Here is a 24054-nt window from a genome sequence, read left to right as displayed (position 1 = left end):
GGATCATGGGCGCTATGAGGAGGCCGTACCCGGATCGGGCGGCCGCGGGCCGCGTGCTCGCCGACGAGCTCGGATCGGTCGGCGGTTCCGTACTGGTCCTCGGGCTGGCGCGGGGCGGCGTACCCGTCGCGGCTCCGGTCGCGGACCTCCTGGACGCGGAGCTCGACGTACTGATCGTGCGCAAGCTCGGGCTGCCCGGCCAGCCGGAGCTGGCGATGGGCGCGATCGCCGGCGTCGGCGACGAGCTGCACGTGGTCCGCAACGAGTCGATCGCGGCGGAGGTCGACGCGGAGACGCTGGAGGCCGTACGCCGGCAGGAGGTCCGGGAGCTGCGCCGTCGCGAGCAGGCGTACCGCGGGGACCGGCCGCCGATCGACGTACGGGACCGCGTGGTGATCCTGATCGACGACGGCCTCGCGACCGGTGCGACGATGCGTGCCGCGGTCGAGGCGGTACGACGCCATCAGCCGGCGCGCGTGATCGTCGCCGTACCCGTGGGCGGCATCGAGAGCTGCCGGCGGCTGTCGCGGGTCGCGGATCAGGTGGTGTGTGCGTGGATCCCGCAGTACTTCACCGCGGTCGGGCAGGCGTACCGCGACTTCTCGTCGGTGAGCGACGACGAGGTCCGGCAGGTGCTCGCGGACAACACAGCGCGGCGCCCCGGCGGATGATCCAGGGCGCCGCGCTGTTGGTCCGGCCGCCGGCTTCCGACTCGGCGGCCGGTGCTCGTCAGGCCAGACGGGCCTTCAGGTGGTCGAGCTCGACCTTGAGCTCGGCCGGAACGGTGTCGCCGAGCTTGGCGAACCACTCCTCGATCAGCGGGATCTCGGCCTTCCACTCCTCGACGTCGACGTCGAGCGCGATCTCCAGGTCGTGCGCGGTCATGTCCAGCCCGGCGACGTCGAGCGCGTCCGCGGCCGGCACCCGGCCGATCGGCGTCTCGACGGCCTCCGCCTGGCCCTCGATCCGCTCGATGACCCACTTCAGCACGCGGCTGTTCTCGCCGAAGCCCGGCCAGACGAACTTGCCGGCCTCGTCCTTGCGGAACCAGTTCACGTAGAAGATCTTCGGCAGCTGCGCCGCGTCGTGCTGCTTGCCGACGGTCAGCCAGTGGTCGAAGTACTGGCCCGCGTCGTATCCGAGGAACGGCAGCATCGCCATCGGGTCCCGCCGTACGACGCCCACCTGGCCGACCGCCGCCGCGGTGGTCTCCGAGGACAGCGTCGCACCCATGAACACCCCGTGCGCCCAGTCCCGCGACTCGGTCACGAGCGGGACCGTGGTGGCGCGGCGGCCGCCGAAGATGATCGCGGAGATCGGTACGCCGTTCGGGTCCTCGTACTCGTCGGCGATGATCGGGCACTGCTTGATCGGCGTGCAGAACCGGCTGTTCGGGTGGCTGGACAGCTCACCCGAGTTCGGCGTCCACTCGCGGCCCTTCCAGTCGGTCAGGTGGTCCGGCGGGGTCGGCGAGTAGCCCTCCCACCAGACGTCACCGTCGTCGGTGAGCGCGACGTTGGTGAAGACCGAGTTGCCCTTCTCGATGGTGCGCATCGCGTTCGGGTTGGTCTTCCAGCCGGTGCCCGGGGCAACGCCGAACAGGCCGAACTCCGGGTTCACGGCGTACAGCCGGCCGTCCTTCCCGAAGCGCATCCAGGCGATGTCGTCGCCCAGCGTCTCGACCTCCCACCCCTCCAGAGTCGGGTCGAGCATGGCCAGGTTCGTCTTGCCGCATGCGCTCGGGAAGGCGGCCGCGATGTAGTGGACCTTCTTCTCCGGCGAGATCAGTTTCAGGATCAGCATGTGCTCGGCGAGCCAGCCCTCGTCGCGAGCCATCGCGCTGGCGATCCGCAGCGAGTAGCACTTCTTGCCGAGCAGCGAGTTACCGCCGTACCCGGAGCCGTACGACCAGATCGCCCGCTCCTCGGGGAACTGGACGATGTACTTCTCGTCGTTGCACGGCCACGGCACGTCCTGCTGACCGGGTGCGAGCGGCGCGCCGACCGAGTGCAGGCACGGGACGTACGACGCCGTGTCGCCGAGCTTCTCGAGGACCTCCGCGCCGGTGCGGCACATGATCCGCATCGACGCGACGACGTACGCCGAGTCGGTGATCTCGACGCCGAACATCGGCTTCTCCGCCGTCAACGGACCCATACAGAACGGGACGACGTACATCGTCCGGCCCTTCATGCTGCCGCGGTACAGCTCGGTCATCAGCGCCTTCATCTGCGCCGGGTCCATCCAGTTGTTGGTCGGACCCGCGTCGGCTTCGTTGGTGGAGCAGATGAAGGTGCGCTGCTCGACGCGGGCGACATCACTGGGGTCGGTGCGGACCCAGAACGAGTTCGGCTTCTTCTCGTCGTTCAGCCGGACCATGGTGCCGGCCGCGATCAGTTCGTCGGTGAGCTTCGCGTACTCCGCGTCCGACCCGTCGACCCAGTGGATCCGGTCGGGCTGCGTGAGTTCGGCGACCTCGGCCACCCAGGCCAGCAGGCCGGCGTGGCGGGTCGGTGCGTCGGTCAGGTCGTACGGCGCTGCCGGGAGGGGATCCGTTGCGGCTGCTGAGGTAGCGGTCTCGGTATGGGTCGGGCTGGCGGTGGTCGTCATCGGCGGCTCATTCCCTCTCGGCTGTCGGGTCCGGCGACCGCGCGACCCCTCGACGCTGAGGGGGTACGGCTCCGGCCGCCGGGGTCTCCGGCGGTTCGATTCAGCTGGCTGGCGGTGTGATCTGTCGCAGACCAGTGCGTCCAGTGGACGTATACCAGTGTGCAAGTGGTACTACGGTACGGGATCGATGCGAGTGCTGAGAACCCCTAGAACGTGAACCCGGTCACAAAGTTTTCGCGACAATCGCTTTCCGGTTCGGCTTGTGAAAATGAGAACGGCCCGCGCTGTTCGCGCGGGCCGTTCCAGGAGATTTTCCGGTCTGTCAGGCGGTCTGCCGCCAGATGTCGTTCACGAGCCGCTGGATGTCCGCGGCCTCACCGGGCTGGCCGTAGACCATCGACCCGACCAGCCACCACTGACCGCCGCTCTGGAACGCGCGCGTCATCGTGATCGTGTACGGCGCCTTCGTCGACACCGTCAGCCAGGTCCGCGCGTCCTTCGCGACCGCCGGCGCGGTGGTCTTGTAGATGTTCGTCCACTGCTGGTCGAACGTCGTTCGGTCGGACAGGCACTTGGCCAGGCTCGCGCACGGATGCAGCGCGAGCTGCGCGCGGAACGCGTTCTTCAGACCGCCCTGGTCGTACTCGGTCGAGGTCACGAGCCGCCGCAGGATCAGCTGCGACGACTCACCCAGGAAGTCCACCTGCGGCGGCCGCGGCCAGCCGATCGCGAACGGCAGCTCGGCGTTCGCGACGACCTGGACGTCGGCACCCGCCGGGTACGTCGCGCCGAAGACGCCCGGCGATCCGTCGGGCCGCTTGTACGGCGCGGTCGTCACCCGGTGGATCGGCGGGATCAGGACACTCGAGGCGATCGGCTCCGGATTGACGGCCGGCGGCGGGGCGGCCTCGGCCGGCTCCTCCTTGACGCTGCCGCCGATCGCGGTGCCGATCGAGTACGCGATGCTGAACACGATCAGCACGACGACCGCGACAACACCGTAGATCCAGGCCCCGATCTTGCGGCGGTACTGGCGAGCGATCTCGATCTTCGACTGCGGCTGCTGATCTTCGGTCTGTTCCGGCGACGGCTGCTCAGGGCGGTCGACGTACGACGGGATGCCGCCGCGCTGGGTGTTGTCGCCGGGCACGAGGACCGGCGGCGTCGCGCCGAAGCCGACGAGCTGGTTGCGGACCGCCTCCAGCGACTCGTCGTCGTTTCCGAGGACGCCGTCGAGCGGGTCGACCAGGCGCTCGGCGCCGGTCTCGCCGTGGACGAGCTGCGTGATCGCGTACGGGCGGCCCGAGGTGAAGTTGGCCGCCCAGAGCGGGGTCTCCTGCCGGCCGGGTTCGAGCGCGGCGCCCCGGCTCGCCCGGGTCAGGCGGTCGACCACGGTCGGGTTCCGGGCGCCTTCCTCGCTGAGGACGAGCGCGATCACGTCCGTCCCGGTGAACGTGCGGCCGTGCCACAACTCCGCCAGCGGGTGCAGCAGGATCCGCTGATCGAACTGGTAGCCCGGGATCTCCGGCGTGCTGTTCGTCATCACTGTTTGCTTTCCCAGATCGCCCGGTCCGCGAGGGCCAGCGCCGCCTTCTGCGCCGTGTCCGCGTCCACGGGGTTGGCCTTGTAGTCCACCAGTACGACGATGTCCGCGCGCTGCACGAGCGTGTGCACGGCCCACGACTCACCGGCCAGCCCGCTCGCGGTCCGGCTGACCTTGGTCGGGTACGGGCGGGCCTCCTCGTACTTCGTCATCGTCGACCGGCTGAACGTCCGCTCCGCGACCTGGGTCGGCGAGAACGGCGCGTTCCCCGCGCCGGCGTCCAGACCGCCGTACGCCGTGATCGTGACCTTCAGGCTCGCCGACGTGTACGCCCGGATCTTCTGGCCCGAGGCGGCCGCCGTACAACTGACCGTCGAGGTCCCGCTCTGCGTCATCGTCACCGGACCGGACGATGCCTTGGGCAACAGGTTCGCCACGTCCCCGATCCGCGCACACAGATCCGCCGGCAGCGCCCGCGCCGGCAGGATGTCCTTCGGTGTCACCGGCTCCCCGACCGCGAAACCCACCCCACCCCCCACCAGCGCGGCCACACCACACCCGATCGCCGTACCCCGCACCAGTCGACTACCCATGCCCGCGACCCTAACCACGCGAAGGTCCTCCGGCGCCGCACGCACACCGACTGTGAACAAGAAGTGGTGGCTGCGAACAGCAAATAACCTGTCCACAGCCACCGCGGGGGTGCTCACGCCCCCAAACCCGGCCCGGGTTGGCGTGCGGGTCGGCGTGCGGGTCGGCGTACCGGAGGTCCGGCGTGCGGAGTCCGGCGTACCGGAGTTGCCTGCCGTGTCAGTTGAGGAGGGTCTTCACCGAGCCGCCGGACTCGGTGAGCTTCGTGCCGAGCCCGTTCAGCGCCTCGCCGACCGTGGCGAGGATGCCGGACAGGTCCTGCAGATTCCCCGCCAGCGCCTCGATCTCGGTCGCGACCCCGCCGATCTGCCCGCTCCCGTCGTTCAGCTTCTTCGCCGCGGCGTCGCCGATCCCGGGGATCTTGTCCAGCTCACCCGCGAGCCCGGCCAGCATCCCGGCCGCGTCGTGCAGTTTGTCCTTGGCCGCATTCATCGTCCCGGCACTCCCGGCCAGCGCCTTCCGCGCGCCGCCCTCGCCGTCGTCCCCGACCAGCGCCCCGGCCGCCTTCGCCGCCTGCTCCCCGGCCTCCGCCAGCCCCGACCCGATCGTCTTCAGCAGCTCCGGCAGCTTCCCGATCAGCCCGAGCGCGTCATCCGGCAACCCGCGCACCAGATTCAGCACCTTCTGGAAGTCGTCCGAGTTCTCCATCACGAACCCGACCGCCTTCTTCACATCCCCCAGATCCCGCCCACCGAGCAAGTCCTCAATACCCATGCGCGGATCGTAAACGCCCCTCCCCGGACCCGATTGGCAAACATCCGCCCCCGCCATGTATCGTTACTCGACGTTGTCCAGCGCTCGTAGCTCAACGGATAGAGCATCTGACTACGGATCAGAAGGTTGGGGGTTCGAATCCCTCCGAGCGCGCCACGTCAAAGCCCAGGATCAGCCCGCTGACCTGGGCTTTCGCATATCCGGACCTCGGCTCGTGAAGGGTGCTCATGTCCGACCTGCCGGTCGCTCGGCCGAGGATCGTCTGCCTGTGCGGCTCGCTCCGCTTCGGTACGGAGTTCGCTGCCGAGCGCACGCGCCTGACGCTCGACTTGGCGATCGTCCTGGCACCCGAGGCCACCGAGGCGCCCGGGCTGGCACCTTCGCTCGTACGAGCCCTGGGCGAGCTGCATCTCCGTCGGATCGACCTCGCAGACGAAGTGCGCATCGTGAACCCCGGTGGATACGTCGGGGAGGCCACTCGCCGCGAGATCGCCTACGCCACCACGTTGGGCAAGCCCGTCACGTACGTACACGAACCCAGCTAGCCGGTTCCTCCGACCCGATCCTTGTAGACGTCGGCCGCCGCCTGGACCCGGGCGACGTACGCCTCCCACTTGTCCGGGTCGCCGAAGTCGCCGTAGTCGGAGCCTGCTCGCCCGTCGACCAGCTCCCGGACGACGTCGATGTGTCCGCCGTGGCGGCATTCCTCACCGAGCACGATCACGATCATGTCGCCGAGAGTCGTCGATCTGTGGTTCTCGTCCCAGTGGGGTACTTCGCCGGGTGAGTCGAAATCGAGCATCTCGATGGTCTGATCGGCCTGCGCGCACGCTGCGTGGTACCAGGCCAGGACCGCTTCGCTCGACTCCGTGGACCGTACCCACATGTCGCCGTTGTGCCAGAGTTCTTCGTCCCAGTCGTCCGGTAGCGGCGGTGGTGGAAGGGGTCGGCCGAAGGTCTCGCAGAGGTAGGCGTGTTCGATGCCGCCGAGGTGTCTGAGGATCCCGAGGAGGTTGCTTCCCGTGGGGGTCAGCGGCCGGCGGAGGTCGTACTCGGTCAGTCCTTCGAACTTGCTGAGAGTGGTCTTTCTGGCCCCGCGGAGGGAGTCGTGTAGCCGGGACTTCAGATCCATACCTATCGCCCTGTCTCAGGCCGTGAGGCGGTCGGCTTCGGCGAGAAGCAAACCGCCGAACGGCTGGAAGTTGATGGTGCTGGCGTAGACGCCGCTGAAGACTCGGTGGATGGTGCCCCATTCCCAGATGGCAGTGGCGTCCACGCCTGTGCGTGACGCCAGTTGCTCGGTTCGGGTCCGGAGGTTGTCGCCGAGGTTTGGGTTGGAGCGCACGATGGTGCCGAGGTCGTACGCCGGTTCGGCCCGCAGCCCGTCTGGATCGATGAGCTTGTAGCTGCCGTCACTCGCCTGCAGGGCGTTCATCTCGTGGACATCACCGTGGACGAGGACCGCGGACCGGTCGTCGTGCGCAAGGCGACGGCGATTCATGCACTCCAGCGCATCCGCCACCGTGGCCGGTGAGCACGGTCGGCCCGCTTGCTCCCACAGTTCCGGCAGCCGCTCGGCGTACTGCTCAGCCACCGTCGCGCCGGTTGGAAGGTCGACGTCGGGACCGATCGGACGCCACAGGCGAACTGCCACATCGCACAGCAAGGCAATGCGGGTTGCGGGGTCGGCCACGATCTCGTACATCGGAGACCCGAGCCGCTCCAGCAGAAGGGCTCGCCGAGCCAGGTCCTCGCGCAACAGCTTTGCGCATCCCTCTCCGTCGGCCAGGCGCAACACCATGGCCTCCGGCCCGACGTCCCGGCCTGGTACGCCGACCTTCAGGACCGCCGGAGTTCCGTCATCCAGCGTCACCTCGACGACCAGGGCGACGTGACCGCCCTCCAAGCTGCGCCCGATCTTCAGAGACCACTCCTTGGCCAGCGAGTCGACCATCCCCGGCAGCTCGTCCAGCCAGGATTCGTTGCCGTCGGCGATGACCGTCCTGCGGACCTGCTCCGGTATGTCGAGGCTCACACCGCCACCCTAGAACGACCGAACACGGGCTACCCGGCAATTTCCGCGACGGAGGCCAGGTACTGGTGGGGGATCTCGGCGCGGGCCTGAAGCTCGAGCGGATCGGCGTACGGGACGAGACGAAGCCACGAGACGAGTCTGTGGACGCCGACCAGCGCCTCGGTCGCGACGAGGTCGTGCCGGAGTACGTGCGGGTCCGCGTCCAGGCGATCGCGCCATACGGCCAGGTATGCGTCGTACAACGCCTCGCGGTGCGCGTGCGACAACGGCGCGCCGGTCCACTCGATGACCGAGTCGAGGAATCCGTGCAGAGAGACGAACGGATGCCCCCAGACTGCGTTGCCGAAGTCGAAGAACCGCGGCCGCAGTACGCCGGTTGAACGGTCCGCGAAGATGTTCGCCGGGTACACGTCGTTGATCTCCAGGTCGAGTGGGACGACGTTGCTGAGGGACGCGGTGTGGCGATCGAGTACGTCGGCGGCGCGCGCAGCTCGTCTGAGTAGGCCGGGGTCGGGTCGCAGCGGATGGTTGGGCTGCAGTGCCGCCCACTCTTGGGCGATGGCACGTACGCGGTCGCCGGCCGTGGTGGGCGCCAGCTCGATGATGCCCGGATGCTCGGTCGTGTCGAGGCGGCCGAGGAGCGTGCATTGAAGACGGGCCAGGGCCTGTACGACGGTGCGTCGCGCGGCCTGATCGGCAACGTCCGGATGTGTCAGCGTCGACCCTTGATCATCGGACAGCATCCGGCTGCGTTCGCGGTCCACTGCGAGCGGCACGATCACGTCGTCCGGCGCGCACCGTGCCAACGCCGCGACGAGACCGGCCTCGAAGCGATGGCCCGGATTGTTCTCCTTCAACCAGACCAGGCCTTCGACGGTCGGATAGCAGCGCACGACGGACCAGAAACGGGCTCGGTAGGTGACCGGTACGCCGCTGATCCGGCGACCGTACTCGGCCAGCCGGCAACCCACCCAGTCGTCCGCGGCCTCCGTCCACTCCGGCGACATCCAGCGCTGGACCCACTGGCCTCGGGCATCCGGTCCCAGAGGTCGCGCGGGCAGCATCCGGCGACGCTAACGCCCGGCTCCGACAATTCCGGCGTACCTCCGACTTCTGGCAGGGTGTCGGATCTGGGACGTGGCGTTCGTAGAACAGATGAACGGCGGCCGGCCGAGGGCGCCAAGACAAGGAGCCAGGTATGCGTCTGCTTCTCACCTCCGGAGGAATTACCAACCCGAGCATCAACGACGCGCTCGTCGAACTGCTCGGTAAGCCGATCTCCGAGGCCCATGCGCTCTGCATCCCAACAGCCATGTGGGGGCATTCGATGCTCGGGCCTGTCGCGGTGCGTGGCTCCGTCACGGGCGAACCTCCGTGGCACATGCCCCGCCTGGGTTGGGCGTCCGTCGGCGTACTAGAACTCACCGCGTTGCCCACCATCGGCGAGGAGCGGTGGGTGCCGTGGGTGCGAGAGGCCGACGTACTGCTGGTGGACGGCGGCGACGCGACGTACCTGTGCCACTGGATGCGGGAGTCGGGCCTGTACGACCTCCTGCCGTCGCTCCCCGACACCGTCTGGGTGGGGGTCAGCGCCGGCAGCATGGTGATGACACCGCGCATCGGCGACGACTTCGTCTCGTGGGCGGCCGCACCCGACGACCGCACGCTAGGCGTCGTCGACTTCTCGATCTACCCGCACCTCGACCACGAGAGCATGCCGGACAACACCCTCGCCAACGCCGAGACCTGGGCCGCCGGCATCGACGGCCCCACCTACGCCATCGACGACCAAACCGCGATCCAGGTCACCAACGGCACCCCCAAAATCATCTCCGAAGGCCACTGGAAAGCCTTCCCCGCCTAGTGCGCGGTTACGGTTCGGGGATGGTTGGGCGGAATGATCTGGAGTTTGTGCGGTACGTCGTTGGGTGGCTTGAGGGGGCTGGGGTTCGGGCCTGGGTGTTCGGGGGATGGGCGGCGGAGCTGGTCGGGGTGAGTGCTCCGCGGGCGCATCGGGACGTTGATCTGTTGTATCCGGGTGCTGACTTCGCGGTTGTGGACGAGTTCCTTGGGCGTGACGACGTACAGGAGATCGCGGCGAAGCGGTTCCCGCACAAGCGGGCGTTCGAGGTCGGCGGGGTCATGGTCGAGCTGTTCCTTGTGCAGACCGACGAGGTCGGCTCGTTCACCGACTTCTGGGGCGCCGCGCGGCACGACTGGCCCGCAGACGCCTTCGAGACCGAAGTCGACGGCCTTCGGGTGGCCAGTGCGATGGCTGTGAATGGGTATCGGGCAGGTTGGGACGAGCTACAGGCGAAGCTGCAGCGCGGTTAGTCGGGTCAGTCGAGGCAGAATTCGTTGCCTTCGACGTCCTGCATGTTGAGGCAGGACTCGTTGAACTCGTCGGCGAGGAGTAGTTGGCCGCGGACTGCGCCGAGGGGGAGGAGGCGGGCGCATTCGGCTTCGAGTGCTGCCAGGCGTTCTTCGCCTCGGAGGCCTGTGCCGACGCGTACGTCGAGGTGGACGCGGTTCTTGACGACCTTGCCTTCGGGGACGCGCTGGAAGAACAGTCGCGGGCCGACACCCGTGGGGTCGACGCAAGCGAACGCGGACCCCTGACCGTCGGCCGGTTGTGCGCGGTCGAACTCGTCCCAGCTCGCGAACCCGGGCGGTGGCGGCGGTACGACGTACCCCAGCACCTCGCACCAGAAACGAGCGACGCGCTCCGGATCCGCGCAGTCGAAAGTGACCTGAAACTGCCTGACCGTTGCCATGCGACCACCGTAAAGGTGCGGCGGGCAAATGTCTGTCGAGATAACACGACCGGGCGGGCATGATGGCGGGCGTGGAAGCCGAAGAGGTGCTGACCGGAGGGAACGTCTCGGATCGGGTCGTGCGGGTCGGCGCGACAGTGCGGAAACCCGCGCTCGCTCAGACGGCCGGGGTCGAGGCGGTGCTCACCCATCTCGCCGACTTCGACGGAGCGCCTCGCACGCTGGGGCGGGACGAGGAAGGGCGTCATGTTCTCGAGTACATCCCCGGCGAGCTGGTCGATGTCCCGCCTTCGTTCTCGCTGGACGAGTTGGCGCGGGTCGGTCGGATGGTTCGGGAGTTGCATGACGCGATGGAGAGCTTTCGACCGCCGCCCGGCACGGTGTGGGACGTCGCGGTCCCGGACCCGAGCGGCGGCGACCTGATCTGCCACAACGATCTCGCTCCGTGGAATCTGGTGCGCGACGGTGAACGCTGGGTGTTCATCGATTGGGACAACGCGGGGCCGGCTACGCGGCTGTGGGACCTCGGGTACGTCGCTCACGGGTTCGTACCGTTCACGGCGAGGGGCAGTGTCGAGATGGATGGGCCGCGGTTGCGTGCGCTCGTGGATGCGTACGGGCTCGACCTGGAGCAGCGGCGGGCGTTCCCGGCGCAGATCGCGGCTCATACGCGGGGTATGTACGACCTGCTGGTACACGGTCATCGGACGGGTGAGCAGCCCTGGGCCCGGTTGTACGACGAGGGGCACGCTGAGCACTGGGGCCCGACGGCCGAGTACATCGAGGCCCACCACGACGAGTGGGTCAAGGCACTGCTGTAGGCGGACCTCCACCACTCACCAACCCCGCTCCCGACCCACCGGCCCCGCGTGCACCTGCACCTCAGGCCACGGTTGGTGAGTGGTGCGCGTCCGCCGTAACGCTCCGTGGGCGTTTGCCGATCTACCCGGTAGGGGGTGGGGGAATGACTGTGTTGCGGATGTTGCTCGCTACGTTCTTCGTTCTCGCCGGGCTTGGGAGCACCGTCTCGGCCGTTCGCCGGGGCAACCTGTACGACCTCGTCGCGGCCGTGGCGCTCTTCGCGATCGCCATCGCGCTGTGGCCGCGGAGGGACCGGAGCAGCGCTTAACATCACCCCCGGGATCGGCGGGCATCCATGGTTGCGTTCAGTCGAGGGGTGACGGCCAGTCGGTTTCGGGCAGGAGGGTGCGGAGGGGCGTCGTACGGTGCCTGCCCAGGATCACTTCGGTGTCGAGGTTCGACGGGTCGATCTGGCGGATGAACTCCCGGCAGCGGCCGCACGGCGCCAGCACGTGCAGCGGTCCGTCGCCGCGCCAGACGGCGACGATCTTCGCGATCTTGTACTCGCGCGCCGTCACCATCGCGGCGATCGCGGCGTGTTCGGCGCAGAATCCCGTACCGGATGCAGTGTCGATGCACACCCCGACGTACACGTTGCCCGCCTCGGTGAGCAGTGCCGACGCCACGTCGCCGAAGAGCCGATCGTCGACGTGATACGGATGCAGCACGGCCGCGGCCGCATCGATGAGTTCGTCGTTGATCATCCCGGGAACCTAGCAACGCTCGCCCTGGTGAAACCACCGGATTTGCGTGTGAGACTGCGGTGATGATGGTGCTCAACGGGGTGCGGCACTGGGTGCGTGTGGTCGGCGATGCACAGGCGGGTACGCCGATCGTCGTCGTGCACGGCGGACCGGGCGGATTCATCTACGACTTCGAGCGGTTGACAGGGCCGTCGCTCGAGAAGCTCGGACCAGTTGTGTACTACGAACAACGCGGATCCGGCCGCAGCGATCCCGCCGAGAGGTACGCCGTACCGCTGCTGGTCGACGATCTGGAACAGCTGCGGCGGCATCTCGACCTACCGCGGATCACGCTGCTCGGCATCTCCTTCGGCGGGGACCTCGCGGCCGAGTACACCGTCGCGTACCCGGACCGGGTCGACCGGCTGATCCTCCAGGGCACCGCGCTGGCCGGCCCGCTCACCCCGTCGCCGTGGGGATCCGGGTTCGAGGCGGTCGCCGCGAGCGACGAGATGCGGGTCGCGATTCGTACTGCGGTTGCGAACGAGGGCCCGGGCGCCGTCTGGGACGTCGTCGATCGGCCGACTGTCGATCGCTTCCTGTTCCACCAGCCCGCGGCTGCCAGGCGCGTCCGCGCACTGTGGGCGGAGAGCGGCCTGATCAACACCGGCGAGATGGCGGCCGCGCTGGCGAAGGAGCCTCCGCGGTCGGTGCCGCTCGCCGACGAACTCGCCGCGCTCGACGTACCGGTCCTGGTGCTGATCGGTTTCTGGGATCGCAACGCTGGCGTCGACGCGTGCCGCGATCTGGCCACCCGGCTCCCGCGGGCGCGGCTTCGCGTCTTCGACGAGAGCGCCCACTTCCCGAACGTCGAGGAGCCCGAGCGGTACGTCGCCGAGATCGCGGCGTTCCTTCACACGGACTGACGCGGCAGGAACGGTTCAGCAGGGCCGGGCGGTACGGCGTCCTGGAGGTCGAGCTCGTGGACGCCGCAGAACTCGACGCGGCGGGCGTCCGTCAGCGCCTCGATCACCATGCTGTGGCACACGGCAACGAACGGTTCGGCGTCGACGGCGGCCTGGCGACGGAGCGCTCCGAGTGCGCGTCGGCGTACCGAGGACTTCGGCTCCCATGTCCGCGTTTCGCCGGGCGGCCATTCGCCGTTGTGGCGGTGGAAATCCTCGGTCGCCGCGATCGCCTCTGCCGAACGCCACGTGAGCGTGGCGTCCGGAAGCCACTCGCGAAGATCGAACTCGACCGCCGTCAACGGGAGCCGGGTCTCCGCCGCGATCAGGCTCGCGGTCTGCATTGCCCTCGTCATCGGCGACGCAACGATGCGCCGCGCCCCGCAGTCGCGCAGCCGGCGCCCGGCCGCCTTCGCCTGCTCTACGCCTCGCGCTGACAACGGCGAGAGATCGCGCGCCGGCCCCCACCAGCCCTCCGCGTTCAGCTGACTGCCGTCGACCTCGCCGTGCCGAACGAGCAACACCCGCGTCAACCGCCTACTCCTCGCCCGAGAAGCGTTCCCAGGCGGACTGCCGGCTGATGCCGAGGGCCTCGCCGATGCGGGCCCAGGTGACCGAGCGCGAGCGCAGGCGCAGTACCCGATCCTGTACGGCGGCCTCGACCTGCCCCCGCGACTTGTCGAGCCGCACCACGTCCGCCAGCAGTTCCTCGTCGCTCTTCCCGTCCAGCGGCGGGAACGACGGAATCGGCTGCTCGTTGATGACCCGCACCGACAGGTCCACGCACTCGTTACAGATGAACACCCCCGGCCCCGCGATCAGCTGCTGGATCTCGTCCTTGGTCTTCCCACAGAACGAACACCGCAACACGTTGTCCGGCATCTCGATCCTCCTGTCCGTCAGGGTTTCCCTGACACATTTGTCAGGCTAAACCTGACAACCTCACGGGTCAAGGAGAATCTGCGGGGTGGATGTGTTCGTGCGGTATCAGAGTCCGGTGCCGGATCGGCGGGGGCGGCGGATCGGGATCTTCGGGTTGGTGAACATGCTCGGGAACCGGGGGTATCTGAGTGCGGAGGAGGAACGGTTCCGGCGTACGGCGAACGACTGGTACGACGCGACGTACACGAACCCGGCGACCGTCGACCCGACCGTCTACGCGGACAATCCGCTGGCTGCCGCGTGGTTCAAGGCATCGGCCACACACCTGACGGACCCGATTCCCGGCTACCTGACGATCCTCGCCACCCACAACGTCCCGTGCGAACGCTGCGAGTCGCCCACACCCGGGCGAGTGCTCTACGAGGACGAACACCAGGTGGTCGTCATACCACCCGAGGACCTCGCCTTCAGCTCCATGCTGTGGCTCCGGCCAAAGCAGCCCTGACGTTGGTCTATCTTGTCGGGGCATGACGGATGACTGGGAGCAGTCGGGCTTGCCGCGGCGGATCGTGGGGCTGTTGGTGGAGCCGCAGTCGTTGGCGGCGCTGGCTGACGAGCTCGGCGTGACGGATGCTCGCGTGCTCTGGTATCTCGGGAAGCTGCGGACCTCCGGGCGCGTGGTGGAGGACGCCGGCGTCTGGCGGCGTACAGAGGCCGGCGCAGCGCTGGCCGAGAGCCCGGCGCCGGAGTCGGGTGCGCGGACGGAACTGGTGGGCGGGAGCGACCAGGACTACGTGCAGGCGTACGCCGACGCGGCGGCCGGCATGTTCGGGGCCGTGTTTGTGCAGGACAGCGGTGAGCACGCCGGACGTGTGCCGGGGGATCGCGTGGCGGAGTTTCACGAGCGGTTGCTGAGTCTCGTCGGGGAGTACTTCGCTCCCGACAAGGTCGATCGCGCCGCAACCCCGAAGTACGGCTTCCGGTGGGTTCTCACGCCTGTCGACCTGCATCCTCTGGACGGTTGACCAGGCGGTGGGCTGGTGGATCACTTACCGTGATCCTCATGGCGTTTGGTGCGAAGGGGAGCAAGGGAGAGTCGTTCCTTGCGGTGGTCGTGGGTGGCGGGGCGGCGTTCGGGTTGGTGGTCCTCACGTCGCGGGCGTGGAAGGCCTGTCAGGTGGACGTCACCGGCAGCGTGCCGAACGGGCTGACGCTGCTCTTCCTCGGCGTACCGATCGCGCTGATAGTCAACCTGGTGCTGTTCAACGTCGTCTTCCGGTACGCCGGGAAGGCGTTCCTGTTCTCGCTGATCGCCGCCGCTGTCGCGATCACGATCGCCGACCTCGCGCTGTTTTCCTGGCAAGGCACCCCGGCCACCGCACCCGGCACCTGCCCCGGCAACGTCCCGCCGTGGTGGCCGACCTGGATCCCGACCTGACCCGTCAGAGCAACCGGAGCAAAGCGGCAGCGCGTTCGGGGTCACCGATCTGCGCAGCCGTCGGGAACAGCCGTGCCCACGAGCCGGCGCGGGTCAGCTGACTGAGTCGGCGGGCGAGCTCGGCCGCGCGGCGAAGCTCGGCCACCGTGTGACCCGTCCACCCTTCGAGGTACGCGTCCTCCAGCCGAGCGACCACCTCCCGACCGTGCTCCTCCGCGACCCGCTCGAGCGCAACCAGCAGACTGCAGAACGGATGCCCGACGTTGGCGTCCCCCCAATCGAAGAAGGTGTACCGCCCGCTCCCCGCCACCAGAATCTGACCATCGTGCAGATCGGCGTGATCCAGCGAATCCGGTACGCCGATCGCGGCCAGCTCCTCGCACCACGCGACCAACCGCGGCCGGAACAGCCGCAGCCGTTCACGATCCGCCGCATCCAGCGTCTCGTTCCCCTCGGCGGCCTCGTCGAAGATCGCCGGCAGTCCTCCGACCCGAGCATCCGGTACGCCGAGATTCAGCAGCTCCTCGGCCCGCGGTACGAGCGCCCGCTGCAGGTCGGCGTACTGCGTCAACGCGTCCTCCCACTCACGCGGGCCCGCCCCCAGGCCGCGGAGCACCGGCCCGCCGGACGGCAGCAGCGACCACCCGCGCAGGGCGTCGACGGCGTACGGCGTGAGGACGTGCTCGGGAGTCCACCGGGACAACGCCTCGCCCAGTCCGGCCTCGAATGCGCTTCCGGGCGAAGCCGCCTTGAACCACACCGGGTCGACCGCCTCGACCCGGACCAGCACCGACCACGGCCGGACCCGAATCTGCCGCGGTCCGGTCTCGCGGACGCCGAGCGCGTCGAGCCGCGCATCCAGCCAGCCGAGCGCCGCCGTACGCCACGACGCATCCTCCCAGGGCGTCAACGCGTCCGGATACGCGCCGCGGTTGATGTCCATGCCGGGACCATAATCGAGGGATGACGCGCTGGCCGGACTCCCCGTACCGAGTAGGGATCTCGGGCTGGCGCTACCCGCCGTGGCGGAAGGTCTACTACCCCGACGGGCTGCCGCAGCGCGCCGAACTCGAGTACGCCTCGTCCCGGTTGAACTCGATTGAACTCAACGGCTCGTTCTACGCCCTCCAACGCCCGGAGTCGTACCAGCGCTGGTACGCCGAGACGCCCGACGGGTTCGTCTTCTCGGTCAAGGGGCCGCGGTTCGTCACGCACCTCAAGCGGCTGGCCGACGTGGACGCGCCGCTGGCGAACTTCTTCGCCTCCGGAGTGCTTGCGCTAGGCAACAAGCTCGGTCCGGTGCTCTGGCAGTTGCCGCCGAACTTCCGCTACGACGCGGAGCGGTGCGCGGACTTCTTCGCCCAGTTGCCGCGGACCACCACGGACGCGGCCGAACACGCCAAGCGTCACGACGAACGGATGGAGGGGCGCGCGCTGCTCGAGGCCGCTTTTGACGGGCCGCTCCGGTACGCGATCGAAGTACGGCATGAGAGCTTCAAGACTGACGGGTTCGTCGAGCTCTGCCGGGAGCACGACATCGCAGTGGTCTGCGCGGACACCGCTGGCAAATGGCCGATGTTCGACGACGTCACGGCCGGCTTCGCGTACGTCCGGCTGCACGGCGCCGAGGAGTTGTACGTGAGCGGGTACGACGACAAGTCACTCGACCGCTGGGCGCGGAAGATCCGCTCCTGGAAGCGCGACACGTTCGTGTACTTCGACAACGACGCGAAGGTGCACGCGCCGTACGACGCCGAGCGGCTGTCCGAACGTCTCGGGATCACTTCGGCCGCCGACGAAGTATGACGGCCTTAGCGTCGGCCGTATGACACAGAACCCCGGAGAACTCGTCGAGCAGGGCGTCGAGCGTTGTCTCAAGCTGGTCGTGACCTGGCCCGCCTGGGACGGCGTACCGCGGACGTCCGACGACGACCGCATCTTCACACCGCACAAAGCGGTTCGCCGGATCGCGGACCACCTGATCGATCACCTGGCCGAGGTCGAGGCGCTGTTGGCCGGCGTACCGACGCAGCCCGACGAGTGGCAGGCGAGTGCGCTCACTTCCGCGGCGGACCTCGCGCCGTTCACCGAAGCGGACGTCCGCGAGGCCGAGCAGCGACTGCACCGCCTCGGACGGACCTTCGCGCTGCGGTACGCCGCCCTCGACCCGGCCGAATGGGACAAGGACCGCGCCCCCAACTGGACCCTCCGCCAGATCGCCGAACACCTCACCGAACTCGACTGGTACGCGGCGCAGGTGGGCGAGTTACAAGCGAACTAGTTGCAATGTAACTAGAATAGTCGAGCGCCGACCGGCTCCTCCAGGTCGAGCAGGAACTGTTTCCGCTTCAGCCCGCCCGCGTACCCGGTCAGCGACCCGTTCTTGCCAATCACCCGGTGGCATGGGACGACGATCGACAACGGGTTCTGCCCGACCGCCTTCCCCACCGCCTGCGCCGCGTGGACCGGTTCGCCGAGCCGCGCCGCGATCTCGCCGTACGTCGTCGTCTCGCCGTACGGGATCTCCTCGAGCACCGACCAGACCCGGCGCTGGAAGGTGTCGCCCTCCAGCCGCGTCGGCAGGTCGAACGAGACCCGCGAGCCGTCGAAGTACTCCTCCAACTGCTCGACGACGACCGCGATGAGCGGGTCGGACGCCTCGACCCGCTCACCCAGCGTCTCCGCCGTCGGCTTCACCCAGTGGTGCGGGAAGTAGACGCCGACCAGTACGTCCCCCTCCGACACCACCACCGCAAGCTCCCCGATCCGGGTGCTGACCACCGCATGCCTGTTCATACAGACAGAACGCGTCAACACCCGAACCTGTGAGGCCTAGGAGGAGATCCGCTCCCGCGTGCGCCGCCGGAACGTCCGTCCCACATCGGTCCAGTCGTCCAGGCGCAGCTCGGCGACCGCGATGGCCGGTCGACCGTCCTCCGGCGCCTGCGCCACCCACTCGCCGCGCGGGTTCGTCACCCCGGCCACCAGACCCGTCTGCGAGTTCGCGGTGACCGCCAGGCTGATCCAGCAGGTGTTGTTCGCGGCAGTGCCGCACGCCTGCACCCCGATGTGCCTGTTCGGCCCGTGGGTGCTGGCGTAGGAGACGAGCACGGCGTCGACGCCGAGCCGGTCGTACTCGGTGAAGAACTCCGGGAACAGCATGTCGAGCCCGATCGCGAGCCCGAAGCGGTAGCCGTCCAGCTCGAACGTCACCGGCGCGGTGCCGGGCGTGTACATCCAGGTCACCTTGGTGGTCGAGAGCGCCCGGTCGTCGTACCGGGCCACCACCTGACCCTTGTCGGAGACGACGTACGCGCTGTTGTGCGGGCGCGCGTCGGGCAGTTGGTGGACCGACGGGATCACGGTCCAGATCCCGAGCTGCCCGGCGAGCCGGGTGATCTGGTCGAGCTCGTCCTGGAGCACGGCCCAGTCGGCCTTGGTCCAGTCCGACGGACCGATCTCGTCAGGCCCGAGCGACGACATCACCCGCTTGCTCGGGAAGCAGATCGCTCCCTCGGTGAAGTGCACCAGGCGGGCGCCCGCCGTGGCAGCCTGCCGCATGAGACCCCGGACCTCGTCACCGCTCTCGCGGAGCAGGGTGGCGTTGGTCGGGTCTTCGTGCACCGTCGACTGGGCGACGGCGAATCGTAGTGTGGTTTCTTCCGGCATGTCTGGGTCTCCTTGTGGAGTCGGACGGAAGTGCCGGAGGGCAGTCGTGTAGGACTCGCCGGTTTTCGCGGCGCGGGCGCGTACCCGTTGCTTGAAGTTCCTGTGCGCTGTCATCTGGCCTTCCACGCACTCGCACGCGATCCCCCAGCGATCCCGTCGAGGCGAATGACCAGGACGAGCGGCCCGAGACAGGAAGTCCCTTTGCCTTCTCGGATGTGACCGCGCTGGGGCCGGTCGACGAAGGTGAGGCGCGGGCCGCGCCGGACCCACATCCTCTCCGAGCCCCGCGGCCGGAGTCAATCAGGCTCTCCGGATCAGCGCAGATGGACGTCGTCGGCCGCGTCCATCGCGACGCCGACCAGTTCGGGGCTGAGGTCGACGACGGTGTTCCCGTCGGCGTCCACCTGCCCGCGTTCGCTGATCGTGAGCCCGATCAGTGCGAGCGCCCCGGCGCGCTGGCGACGTACCCGGTCCTCGGGGCGTTCCAGCTCCGGTACGGCGTCCTCGGCGTCCCGCTGCCACGCGGCGACAGCCCGTTCGGCGAGCGCGGCCGGCACCGTGACGCGGATCGCCGGCAGCTGCGCCGCGCGGAACGTCGTACCGATCAGACCGAGCACCCGTGCTTCGCTTGCGTTCACGATTCTGGATGTTAGCGACCTCGGGCGGCATAAAGTCGGACCTGGGCGCGGTTGTCCTTCGGAGTACGCGCAGACGACGTTGGGAGCAGAGGGTGAGCATTCGGGTCGGGTACAAGGCTTCGGCGGAGCAGTTCGGGCCGCGGGATCTGGTGGAGTACTCCGTTCGGGCCGAGGAGCTCGGGCTCGACAGTGTGACCGTGTCGGACCATTTCCTGCCGTGGCGGCACGAGGGCGGCCACGCGCCGTTCGCGCTCGCCTGGCTGGCGGCGGTCGGCGAGCGGACCAACCGGGTGCTGCTCGGTACGTCGGTGCTGACGCCGACGTTCCGGTACAACCCGGCGGTGATCGCGCAGGCGTTCGCGACGCTCGGCGAGCTGTACCCCGGGCGCGTCATGCTCGGTGTCGGCACCGGCGAGGCGCTGAACGAGATCGCGGTGTCGGGGCGCGAGTGGCCCGAGTTCAAGGAGCGGTTCGCGCGGCTGCGGGAGGCCGTGCAGCTGATCCGCGACCTGTGGACGAAGGACGGCGTCAGCTCCGAGGGGCCGTACTACAAGACCGTGGACGCGTTCATCTACGACCGTCCGGAGACGCCGCTGAAGGTGTACGTCGCCGCGGGCGGTCCGCTCGTCGCGAAGTACGCCGGGCGCGTCGGTGACGGGTTCATCGCGACGTCGGGGAAGGGGATGGAGCTCTACACGGACAAGCTGATCCCCGCGGTGAAGGAGGGCGCCGAGAAGGCCGGGAAGAAGTTCGAGGACATCGACCGGATGCTCGAGGTCAAGGTGTCGTACGACCGCGATCCGGCCGCGGCGCTGGAGAACACCCGGTTCTGGGCGCCGCTGTCGCTCACCCCGGAGCAGAAGCACAGCGTCACCAGCGCGACCGAGATGGAACGGCTCGCCGACGAGCTGCCGATCGAGCAGGTCGCGAAACGGTGGATCGTGGCGTCGGACCCCGACGAGGTCGTGAAGCAGTTCCAGCCGTACCTCGACGCCGGGTTCAACCACTTCGTCGTCCACGGTCCGGGAAACGACCAGGAGCGCTTCCTCACCCAGTTCACCGAGGATGTCCTTCCGCTGCTGCGCAAACTGGGCTGACAATCACCCCGTGGCCGAATACGAGATCGTTCAGGAAGGCGACCCGCGGTGCGCCGAGCTGGAAGCAGCCGGGTACCGCGTGGTCGCCGAGTCCTGGGCGGTGCGGCTGTTCAACCCCGACCGTGAACTGCTGGAGTCCGCCGTACGCCGGGTGACCGCCGGCGGACTCACGCTCCGCGAACTCGGCGCCGAGTCGGCCAAGGACCTGTACGCGCTGGAGAAGGCGAACGAGGCCGACTACCCGTACACCCCCGCGACGCACCGCGTCGTCGGGGAACTCGCCGACGTCGCCCGGCTGTGGCCGGAGAACCGGGTCTTCGGCGCGTTCGACGGCAACCGCCTGGTCGGCGCAACGGTCATGCGCGAACGCGACGGCTTCGGCGACACCGCCTTCACCTCCGTCCTCGCCACCCACCGCCGCCGCGGCGTCGCCCAGGCCGTCAAGGCAGCCTCCATCCTCGCCTTCCTCGACATCGGCATCACCCGCTTCAGCACCGGCGGAGCCGCCGCAAACCAAGCCAGCCTGCAGGCCAACCAGTCTCTTGGGTACGAGCTGACTGAGCAGTGGCGCACATACGCCCCCTGAACCCCCGCGTGCTCCGCAACCACCACTCGTCGCTCCGCTCCTCACCGCGGTCGCTACGCGCGCTCCCGCCCACCCCCGGCTTGGCGCCGTACATCTGTTTCCGGCTGGCGCCGGCTGTTCGGGCTAGCGCCCGGGTGTTTCCGGCTGGCGCCGGTCGTTCGGGCTGGCGCCCCGCGTTTCCGGCTGGCGCCGGGGTGTTGCGGGCTGGCCACCGCGGGCTGCTCGCTGCGCTCGCGGGTGGTTGATAGGCGAGCACGTGGTGGCTGGCCAGGCTGTGGTTAGACGGGCGGGCTACTGACCGGCAGCCGACAGCTCAAGGTGTGTCGGTTCGTCGTCGTACTGTCTGGGGGATGCGGACGCCTCAGCAGTACCTGCGTGGTGAGTTGGTTGTTGTGGTCGATGTGGCTGAGCTGGAGCGTGCGGCGGTGTTTTGGGGTGAGGCGCTCGGCTACGTTCGTGAAGGGCAGTCGGAGACGTACCTCAGCCTGGTGCCCGCTGACGGGGCTGGAGTGGAGGTTCTGTTGCAGCGAGTCACCGATCGGAAGCTCGGGAAGAACCGCCTCCACCTGGACCTGCGTACTGCAGACCTGGACGTCGAGGTTGCTCGAGTCGAGGCGCTGGGTGCTCGCCGGTTGACCGGGGAGCCGGTGGTTGAGGCGGGGTGGGTTTGGCACGTGCTGGCTGATCCGGACGGGAACGAGTTCTGCGTCCTGCAGCCGCCGTCCCGCTAGCACGCACCTGACCGGCGCCGGTCAGGGGTTGACCGTCGAGTTAGAGGGTTGCCCACTGAGAATCTCAGGGGGCAACCCTCCAGCTCAGGAGGCGAGCTAGTGGAGGTCGTCGGAGAGGGACTTGGCGGCGTGGGTCAGGAGGGGGATGGCTTGTTCTACGAGGGATTCGGTCATGCGGCCGGCGGGGCCGGAGATGGAGATGGCTAGGGGGGTGGGGGCGTCGGGGACGGCTACTGCGACGCAGCGGACGCCGACTTCCTGTTCGCCTTCGTCGGTGGCGTAGCCGGCGTCGGAGGCTTGGTGGAGTTGGGTGGTGAAGGCGTCGGGGGTGACGATCGTGTTGTCGGTGTGTTTCGGCATGCCGGTGCGGTGCAGGAGGTCGCGGACCTCGGACTCGGGGAACTGGGCGAGGATCGCCTTGCCGACGGCGGTGCAGTGCGGGAGGACGCGGCGGCCGACCTCGGTGAACATGCGCATCGAGTGCCGCGACTGGACCTGCGCGAGGTACACGATCTGGTCGCCGTCGAGCATCGCCATGTTCGCGGACTCGCCCAGTTCGTCGACGAGCCGGGCGAGGTGCGGCCGGGCGAACACACTCAGCATGTGCGACGAACTCTCCCCGAGCCGGATCAGTTTCGGTCCGAGCACGTACTGCCGCGACGGCTCTTGACGCAGGTAGCCGAGGTCGACCAGGGTGCGAACCAGCCGGTGGATCGTCGGCAGCGGCAGGCCGGAGGCGGCGGCCAGCTGGGACAGGCCCATCATCCCGCCCGCGTCGGCCATCGTCTCGAGCAGCCCGAAGGCCCGCTCGATGGACTGCACGCTGCCGGTGCGTCCTTTGCCGTTCGTCTCCGTCATGACAACCACCTTTCCGGATCACGGAAGTTTAGCGCCAGATCTCGGAAGCTCGAATGCTTGTGTCTTCCGCAAGGTAGATATTAGTCTCCACAATACGGAAAAGGAGGCCTGCAGTGAGCCTGGATGACCTGGTGACCGAGCTGGACCGGCGGCTGGCGGCCGCGGACGCGGCGCTGACCGCGGACTATCGCGGCGATCGCGGAGTCCGGCAACCGGTCCACACCGTGTACGTTCCGGCCGATCGGTACGACGTACGCACGGTGGCGGACTGGGGTGCGCAGGCGCGCGCGGCCCTCGACGAGTACGCCGGATCGGCCGCGGATCTCGCGAAGATCCTGAACGTCGAGGTCGCGGACGACGTGTACGACCGGGTCCGGGCCAAGCTCGAGCGGGAGCCGATCGAGGATCTCCGCGTCGACTTCGAGGACGGCTACGGCAACCGGCCGGACGACGAAGAGGATGCCGCGGCGATCGCTGTCGCCCAGGCCTTCGCGGCCGGCGTGCCGACGCCGTACCAAGGGTTGCGGATCAAGTCGCTCGAAGCGCCGACGCGACATCGTGCGGTGCGGACGCTCGACCTCTTCCTCGAGCATCTGGGGGCGATCGGCGACGGCTTCGTCATCACGCTCCCCAAGGTGACGTCGGTCGAGCAGGTCGAGGCGATGGTGTTCGTCCTCGAGACGCTCGAGCGCAAGCACGGCAAACCGCCGCTGAAGTTCGAGATCCAGGTCGAGACCCCGCAGGCGATCCTCGGCGCGGACGGCAGCGCGCTGATCGCCCGGATGATCAAGGCCGGCGGCACGCGCGTCACCGGACTGCACTACGGCACCTACGACTACTCCGCCTCGCTCGGCGTCGCGGCGGCGTACCAGAGCATGGAGCATCCGGTCGCCGACCACGCCAAGGACGTCATGCAGCTGGCCGCGGCCGGCACCGGCGTGTTCGTATCCGATGGTTCGACCAACGTTCTCCCGGTCGGCGACGCGGTTCACGACGCCTGGCGCCTGCATTTCCGGCTGGTACGTCGTTCGCTCGCCCGCGGCATCTACCAGGGCTGGGACATGCACCCGGCCCAGCTCCCGACCCGCTTCGCGGCGACGTACCTGTTCTACCGGGAAGGCTTCGACCAGGCCGCCCAACGCCTCCGCGCGTACCTGGGTGACGGCGAGTCCGGCTACCTCGACGAGCCCGCGACGGCCGCCGCGCTCGCCGGTTTCGTACTGCGCGGCATCGAGTGCGGCGCGATCGAGACGTCGGAGTTCGACGACAACGACCTCGCCAGGCTGGCGCGCAGAGCAGCCCCGGAGAGTTAGCCTCGC

Annotated in this window: 32 protein-coding genes and 1 tRNA gene; 17 read left to right on the top strand and 16 right to left on the bottom strand. The window is 68.6% G+C overall.

Annotation, left to right across the window (positions count from 1 at the left end):
- Positions 1-14 precede the first annotated feature (14 nt).
- Positions 15-671, top strand: coding sequence for a phosphoribosyltransferase (locus tag E0H92_RS00545; protein WP_238173252.1), 657 nt, complete (start codon positions 15-17; stop codon positions 669-671).
- 58 nt (positions 672-729) lie between these two features.
- Here the strand turns inward: E0H92_RS00545 and E0H92_RS00540 are convergent, their stop codons facing one another.
- The 4 genes from E0H92_RS00540 to E0H92_RS00525 form a co-directional block, all read right to left on the bottom strand.
- Positions 730-2610: a phosphoenolpyruvate carboxykinase (GTP) gene (locus E0H92_RS00540; RefSeq protein ID WP_131495019.1), complete on the bottom strand. Its 1881-nt coding sequence runs from the start codon at positions 2608-2610 to the stop codon at positions 730-732.
- Positions 2611-2932: 322 nt separating this feature from the next.
- Positions 2933-4153: a hypothetical protein gene (locus E0H92_RS00535; RefSeq protein ID WP_131495018.1), complete on the bottom strand. Its 1221-nt coding sequence runs from the start codon at positions 4151-4153 to the stop codon at positions 2933-2935.
- Positions 4153-4746, bottom strand: coding sequence for a hypothetical protein (locus E0H92_RS00530; protein ID WP_238173251.1), 594 nt, complete (start codon positions 4744-4746; stop codon positions 4153-4155). Before E0H92_RS00530 ends, E0H92_RS00535 begins: the two co-directional genes overlap by 1 nt.
- Before the next feature lie 217 nt (positions 4747-4963).
- Positions 4964-5518, bottom strand: coding sequence for a hypothetical protein (locus E0H92_RS00525; protein WP_131495016.1), 555 nt, complete (start codon positions 5516-5518; stop codon positions 4964-4966).
- An 80-nt stretch (positions 5519-5598) separates the two neighbouring features.
- On the opposite strand from E0H92_RS00525, the gene E0H92_RS00520 reads away from it, so the two are divergent.
- Positions 5599-5674: transfer RNA gene (locus E0H92_RS00520), tRNA-Arg, on the top strand.
- 71 nt (positions 5675-5745) lie between these two features.
- Positions 5746-6063: a hypothetical protein gene (locus E0H92_RS00515; protein WP_131495015.1), complete on the top strand. Its 318-nt coding sequence runs from the start codon at positions 5746-5748 to the stop codon at positions 6061-6063.
- Here E0H92_RS00515 and E0H92_RS00510 read toward each other — a convergent pair.
- Genes E0H92_RS00510 through E0H92_RS00500 form a run of 3 tightly spaced genes read right to left on the bottom strand, consistent with a single transcriptional unit; the run spans position 6060 to position 8617 of the window.
- Positions 6060-6650, bottom strand: coding sequence for a DinB family protein (locus E0H92_RS00510; protein WP_131495014.1), 591 nt, complete (start codon positions 6648-6650; stop codon positions 6060-6062). The two genes, E0H92_RS00515 and E0H92_RS00510, sit on opposite strands and share 4 nt — an antisense overlap.
- A 15-nt stretch (positions 6651-6665) precedes the next feature.
- Positions 6666-7553 (bottom strand): aminoglycoside phosphotransferase family protein, encoded by an 888-nt coding sequence (locus E0H92_RS00505; RefSeq protein ID WP_131495013.1) that lies wholly within the window; start codon positions 7551-7553, stop codon positions 6666-6668.
- A 29-nt stretch (positions 7554-7582) separates the two neighbouring features.
- Complete coding sequence (locus E0H92_RS00500) at positions 7583-8617, bottom strand: hypothetical protein (RefSeq protein WP_131495012.1); 1035 nt, start codon at positions 8615-8617, stop codon at positions 7583-7585.
- 134 nt (positions 8618-8751) lie between these two features.
- On the opposite strand from E0H92_RS00500, the gene E0H92_RS00495 reads away from it, so the two are divergent.
- Complete coding sequence (locus tag E0H92_RS00495; RefSeq protein WP_131495011.1) at positions 8752-9417, top strand: Type 1 glutamine amidotransferase-like domain-containing protein; 666 nt, start codon at positions 8752-8754, stop codon at positions 9415-9417.
- A gap of 20 nt (positions 9418-9437) precedes the next feature.
- Positions 9438-9887 (top strand): nucleotidyltransferase domain-containing protein, encoded by a 450-nt coding sequence (locus E0H92_RS00490; protein ID WP_131495010.1) that lies wholly within the window; start codon positions 9438-9440, stop codon positions 9885-9887.
- 5 nt (positions 9888-9892) lie between these two features.
- Here the strand turns inward: E0H92_RS00490 and E0H92_RS00485 are convergent, their stop codons facing one another.
- Positions 9893-10327 carry a VOC family protein gene (locus tag E0H92_RS00485; RefSeq protein WP_131495009.1) on the bottom strand — a complete coding sequence of 145 codons (435 nt, stop codon included), beginning with the start codon at positions 10325-10327 and terminating at the stop codon, positions 9893-9895.
- A gap of 71 nt (positions 10328-10398) precedes the next feature.
- On the opposite strand from E0H92_RS00485, the gene E0H92_RS00480 reads away from it, so the two are divergent.
- Together E0H92_RS00480 and E0H92_RS43975 are read left to right on the top strand one after the other, a co-directional pair.
- Entirely contained in the window at positions 10399-11148 is a 750-nt protein-coding gene (locus E0H92_RS00480; protein ID WP_202873481.1) for a phosphotransferase enzyme family protein, read from the top strand.
- Between the two features lie 143 nt (positions 11149-11291).
- Positions 11292-11456 (top strand): hypothetical protein, encoded by a 165-nt coding sequence (locus E0H92_RS43975; protein WP_165549656.1) that lies wholly within the window; start codon positions 11292-11294, stop codon positions 11454-11456.
- Positions 11457-11493: 37 nt separating this feature from the next.
- On the opposite strand, the gene E0H92_RS00475 is transcribed toward E0H92_RS43975, so the two are convergent.
- A complete protein-coding gene (locus tag E0H92_RS00475) occupies positions 11494-11892 on the bottom strand; it encodes a cytidine deaminase family protein (RefSeq protein ID WP_131495007.1) in 399 nt (132 codons plus the stop codon).
- Positions 11893-11954: 62 nt separating this feature from the next.
- Here E0H92_RS00475 and E0H92_RS00470 point away from each other — a divergent pair, with 62 nt between their 5' ends.
- Positions 11955-12797, top strand: a complete 843-nt coding sequence (locus tag E0H92_RS00470) for an alpha/beta fold hydrolase (RefSeq protein WP_131495006.1) — start codon at positions 11955-11957, stop codon at positions 12795-12797.
- Here E0H92_RS00470 and E0H92_RS00465 read toward each other — a convergent pair.
- Positions 12785-13360 (bottom strand): histidine phosphatase family protein, encoded by a 576-nt coding sequence (locus E0H92_RS00465; protein ID WP_238173399.1) that lies wholly within the window; start codon positions 13358-13360, stop codon positions 12785-12787. The two genes, E0H92_RS00470 and E0H92_RS00465, sit on opposite strands and share 13 nt — an antisense overlap.
- 13 nt (positions 13361-13373) lie before the next feature.
- Positions 13374-13718, bottom strand: coding sequence for a ClpX C4-type zinc finger protein (locus E0H92_RS00460; RefSeq protein ID WP_131468702.1), 345 nt, complete (start codon positions 13716-13718; stop codon positions 13374-13376).
- An 85-nt stretch (positions 13719-13803) separates the two neighbouring features.
- Between E0H92_RS00460 and E0H92_RS00455 the strand changes: the two genes are divergently transcribed.
- Genes E0H92_RS00455 through E0H92_RS00445 form a run of 3 tightly spaced genes read left to right on the top strand, consistent with a single transcriptional unit; the run spans position 13804 to position 15156 of the window.
- Positions 13804-14223: a hypothetical protein gene (locus E0H92_RS00455; RefSeq protein WP_202873480.1), complete on the top strand. Its 420-nt coding sequence runs from the start codon at positions 13804-13806 to the stop codon at positions 14221-14223.
- Positions 14224-14245: 22 nt separating this feature from the next.
- Positions 14246-14743: a hypothetical protein gene (locus E0H92_RS00450; RefSeq protein WP_131495004.1), complete on the top strand. Its 498-nt coding sequence runs from the start codon at positions 14246-14248 to the stop codon at positions 14741-14743.
- A 38-nt stretch (positions 14744-14781) separates the two neighbouring features.
- Positions 14782-15156: a hypothetical protein gene (locus E0H92_RS00445; RefSeq protein ID WP_131295121.1), complete on the top strand. Its 375-nt coding sequence runs from the start codon at positions 14782-14784 to the stop codon at positions 15154-15156.
- A gap of 4 nt (positions 15157-15160) precedes the next feature.
- Here the strand turns inward: E0H92_RS00445 and E0H92_RS00440 are convergent, their stop codons facing one another.
- Complete coding sequence (locus E0H92_RS00440) at positions 15161-16099, bottom strand: phosphotransferase (RefSeq protein WP_131495003.1); 939 nt, start codon at positions 16097-16099, stop codon at positions 15161-15163.
- A gap of 20 nt (positions 16100-16119) precedes the next feature.
- Between E0H92_RS00440 and E0H92_RS00435 the strand changes: the two genes are divergently transcribed.
- Entirely contained in the window at positions 16120-16962 is an 843-nt protein-coding gene (locus E0H92_RS00435) for a DUF72 domain-containing protein (RefSeq protein WP_131468710.1), read from the top strand.
- A 19-nt stretch (positions 16963-16981) separates the two neighbouring features.
- Complete coding sequence (locus E0H92_RS00430; protein ID WP_131468712.1) at positions 16982-17437, top strand: hypothetical protein; 456 nt, start codon at positions 16982-16984, stop codon at positions 17435-17437.
- 11 nt (positions 17438-17448) lie between these two features.
- Here E0H92_RS00430 and E0H92_RS45430 read toward each other — a convergent pair whose 3' ends face one another.
- The 3 genes from E0H92_RS45430 to E0H92_RS00415 all read right to left on the bottom strand — a co-directional run bounded on the left by E0H92_RS45430 (position 17449) and on the right by E0H92_RS00415 (position 19463).
- Complete coding sequence (locus tag E0H92_RS45430) at positions 17449-17952, bottom strand: methylated-DNA--[protein]-cysteine S-methyltransferase (protein WP_131468714.1); 504 nt, start codon at positions 17950-17952, stop codon at positions 17449-17451.
- 36 nt (positions 17953-17988) lie between these two features.
- Entirely contained in the window at positions 17989-18825 is an 837-nt protein-coding gene (locus E0H92_RS00420; protein WP_131468716.1) for a carbon-nitrogen hydrolase family protein, read from the bottom strand.
- Positions 18826-19139: 314 nt separating this feature from the next.
- A complete protein-coding gene (locus E0H92_RS00415; protein ID WP_202873479.1) occupies positions 19140-19463 on the bottom strand; it encodes a hypothetical protein in 324 nt (107 codons plus the stop codon).
- A gap of 92 nt (positions 19464-19555) precedes the next feature.
- Between E0H92_RS00415 and fgd the strand changes: the two genes are divergently transcribed.
- From fgd to E0H92_RS00400, 3 genes are all read left to right on the top strand, one after another.
- On the top strand, positions 19556-20560 hold the full coding sequence (gene fgd, locus E0H92_RS00410; protein WP_131468720.1) for a glucose-6-phosphate dehydrogenase (coenzyme-F420): 1005 nt from the start codon (positions 19556-19558) through the stop codon (positions 20558-20560).
- A gap of 10 nt (positions 20561-20570) precedes the next feature.
- Positions 20571-21146, top strand: a complete 576-nt coding sequence (locus E0H92_RS00405; RefSeq protein WP_131495001.1) for a GNAT family N-acetyltransferase — start codon at positions 20571-20573, stop codon at positions 21144-21146.
- A 350-nt stretch (positions 21147-21496) separates the two neighbouring features.
- On the top strand, positions 21497-21877 hold the full coding sequence (locus E0H92_RS00400; RefSeq protein ID WP_131468724.1) for a VOC family protein: 381 nt from the start codon (positions 21497-21499) through the stop codon (positions 21875-21877).
- Between the two features lie 96 nt (positions 21878-21973).
- Here E0H92_RS00400 and E0H92_RS00395 read toward each other — a convergent pair whose 3' ends face one another.
- Entirely contained in the window at positions 21974-22735 is a 762-nt protein-coding gene (locus E0H92_RS00395) for an IclR family transcriptional regulator (protein ID WP_131468726.1), read from the bottom strand.
- Positions 22736-22848: 113 nt separating this feature from the next.
- Here E0H92_RS00395 and E0H92_RS00390 point away from each other — a divergent pair, with 113 nt between their 5' ends.
- Entirely contained in the window at positions 22849-24048 is a 1200-nt protein-coding gene (locus E0H92_RS00390) for a DUF6986 family protein (RefSeq protein ID WP_202873478.1), read from the top strand.
- Positions 24049-24054: the final 6 nt, after the last annotated feature.

Source organism: Kribbella speibonae (assembly GCF_004331375.1).
GTDB classification, from domain to species: Bacteria; Actinomycetota; Actinomycetes; order Propionibacteriales; family Kribbellaceae; genus Kribbella; species Kribbella sindirgiensis.
The sequence above is the reverse complement of the archived record's forward strand: the minus strand, read 5'-3'. Positions and strand labels throughout refer to the sequence as shown.

Bases quoted from the DNA above. Each gene is read 5' to 3' on its own strand.
- E0H92_RS00545 (WP_238173252.1), top strand. From the start codon at position 15: ATGAGGAGGCCGTACCCGGATCGGGCGGCCGCGGGCCGCGTGCTCGCC.
- E0H92_RS00540 (WP_131495019.1), bottom strand. From the start codon at position 2,610: ATGACGACCACCGCCAGCCCGACCCATACCGAGACCGCTACCTCAGCA.
- E0H92_RS00535 (WP_131495018.1), bottom strand. From the start codon at position 4,153: ATGACGAACAGCACGCCGGAGATCCCGGGCTACCAGTTCGATCAGCGG.
- E0H92_RS00530 (WP_238173251.1), bottom strand. From the start codon at position 4,746: ATGGGTAGTCGACTGGTGCGGGGTACGGCGATCGGGTGTGGTGTGGCC.
- E0H92_RS00525 (WP_131495016.1), bottom strand. From the start codon at position 5,518: ATGGGTATTGAGGACTTGCTCGGTGGGCGGGATCTGGGGGATGTGAAG.
- E0H92_RS00515 (WP_131495015.1), top strand. From the start codon at position 5,746: ATGTCCGACCTGCCGGTCGCTCGGCCGAGGATCGTCTGCCTGTGCGGC.
- E0H92_RS00510 (WP_131495014.1), bottom strand. From the start codon at position 6,650: ATGGATCTGAAGTCCCGGCTACACGACTCCCTCCGCGGGGCCAGAAAG.
- E0H92_RS00500 (WP_131495012.1), bottom strand. From the start codon at position 8,617: ATGCTGCCCGCGCGACCTCTGGGACCGGATGCCCGAGGCCAGTGGGTC.
- E0H92_RS00495 (WP_131495011.1), top strand. From the start codon at position 8,752: ATGCGTCTGCTTCTCACCTCCGGAGGAATTACCAACCCGAGCATCAAC.
- E0H92_RS00490 (WP_131495010.1), top strand. From the start codon at position 9,438: ATGGTTGGGCGGAATGATCTGGAGTTTGTGCGGTACGTCGTTGGGTGG.
- E0H92_RS00485 (WP_131495009.1), bottom strand. From the start codon at position 10,327: ATGGCAACGGTCAGGCAGTTTCAGGTCACTTTCGACTGCGCGGATCCG.
- E0H92_RS43975 (WP_165549656.1), top strand. From the start codon at position 11,292: ATGACTGTGTTGCGGATGTTGCTCGCTACGTTCTTCGTTCTCGCCGGG.
- E0H92_RS00475 (WP_131495007.1), bottom strand. From the start codon at position 11,892: ATGATCAACGACGAACTCATCGATGCGGCCGCGGCCGTGCTGCATCCG.
- E0H92_RS00470 (WP_131495006.1), top strand. From the start codon at position 11,955: ATGATGGTGCTCAACGGGGTGCGGCACTGGGTGCGTGTGGTCGGCGAT.
- E0H92_RS00460 (WP_131468702.1), bottom strand. From the start codon at position 13,718: ATGCCGGACAACGTGTTGCGGTGTTCGTTCTGTGGGAAGACCAAGGAC.
- E0H92_RS00450 (WP_131495004.1), top strand. From the start codon at position 14,246: ATGACGGATGACTGGGAGCAGTCGGGCTTGCCGCGGCGGATCGTGGGG.
- E0H92_RS00445 (WP_131295121.1), top strand. From the start codon at position 14,782: ATGGCGTTTGGTGCGAAGGGGAGCAAGGGAGAGTCGTTCCTTGCGGTG.
- E0H92_RS00440 (WP_131495003.1), bottom strand. From the start codon at position 16,099: ATGGACATCAACCGCGGCGCGTATCCGGACGCGTTGACGCCCTGGGAG.
- E0H92_RS00435 (WP_131468710.1), top strand. From the start codon at position 16,120: ATGACGCGCTGGCCGGACTCCCCGTACCGAGTAGGGATCTCGGGCTGG.
- E0H92_RS00430 (WP_131468712.1), top strand. From the start codon at position 16,982: ATGACACAGAACCCCGGAGAACTCGTCGAGCAGGGCGTCGAGCGTTGT.
- E0H92_RS45430 (WP_131468714.1), bottom strand. From the start codon at position 17,952: ATGAACAGGCATGCGGTGGTCAGCACCCGGATCGGGGAGCTTGCGGTG.
- E0H92_RS00420 (WP_131468716.1), bottom strand. From the start codon at position 18,825: ATGCCGGAAGAAACCACACTACGATTCGCCGTCGCCCAGTCGACGGTG.
- E0H92_RS00400 (WP_131468724.1), top strand. From the start codon at position 21,497: ATGCGGACGCCTCAGCAGTACCTGCGTGGTGAGTTGGTTGTTGTGGTC.
- E0H92_RS00395 (WP_131468726.1), bottom strand. From the start codon at position 22,735: ATGACGGAGACGAACGGCAAAGGACGCACCGGCAGCGTGCAGTCCATC.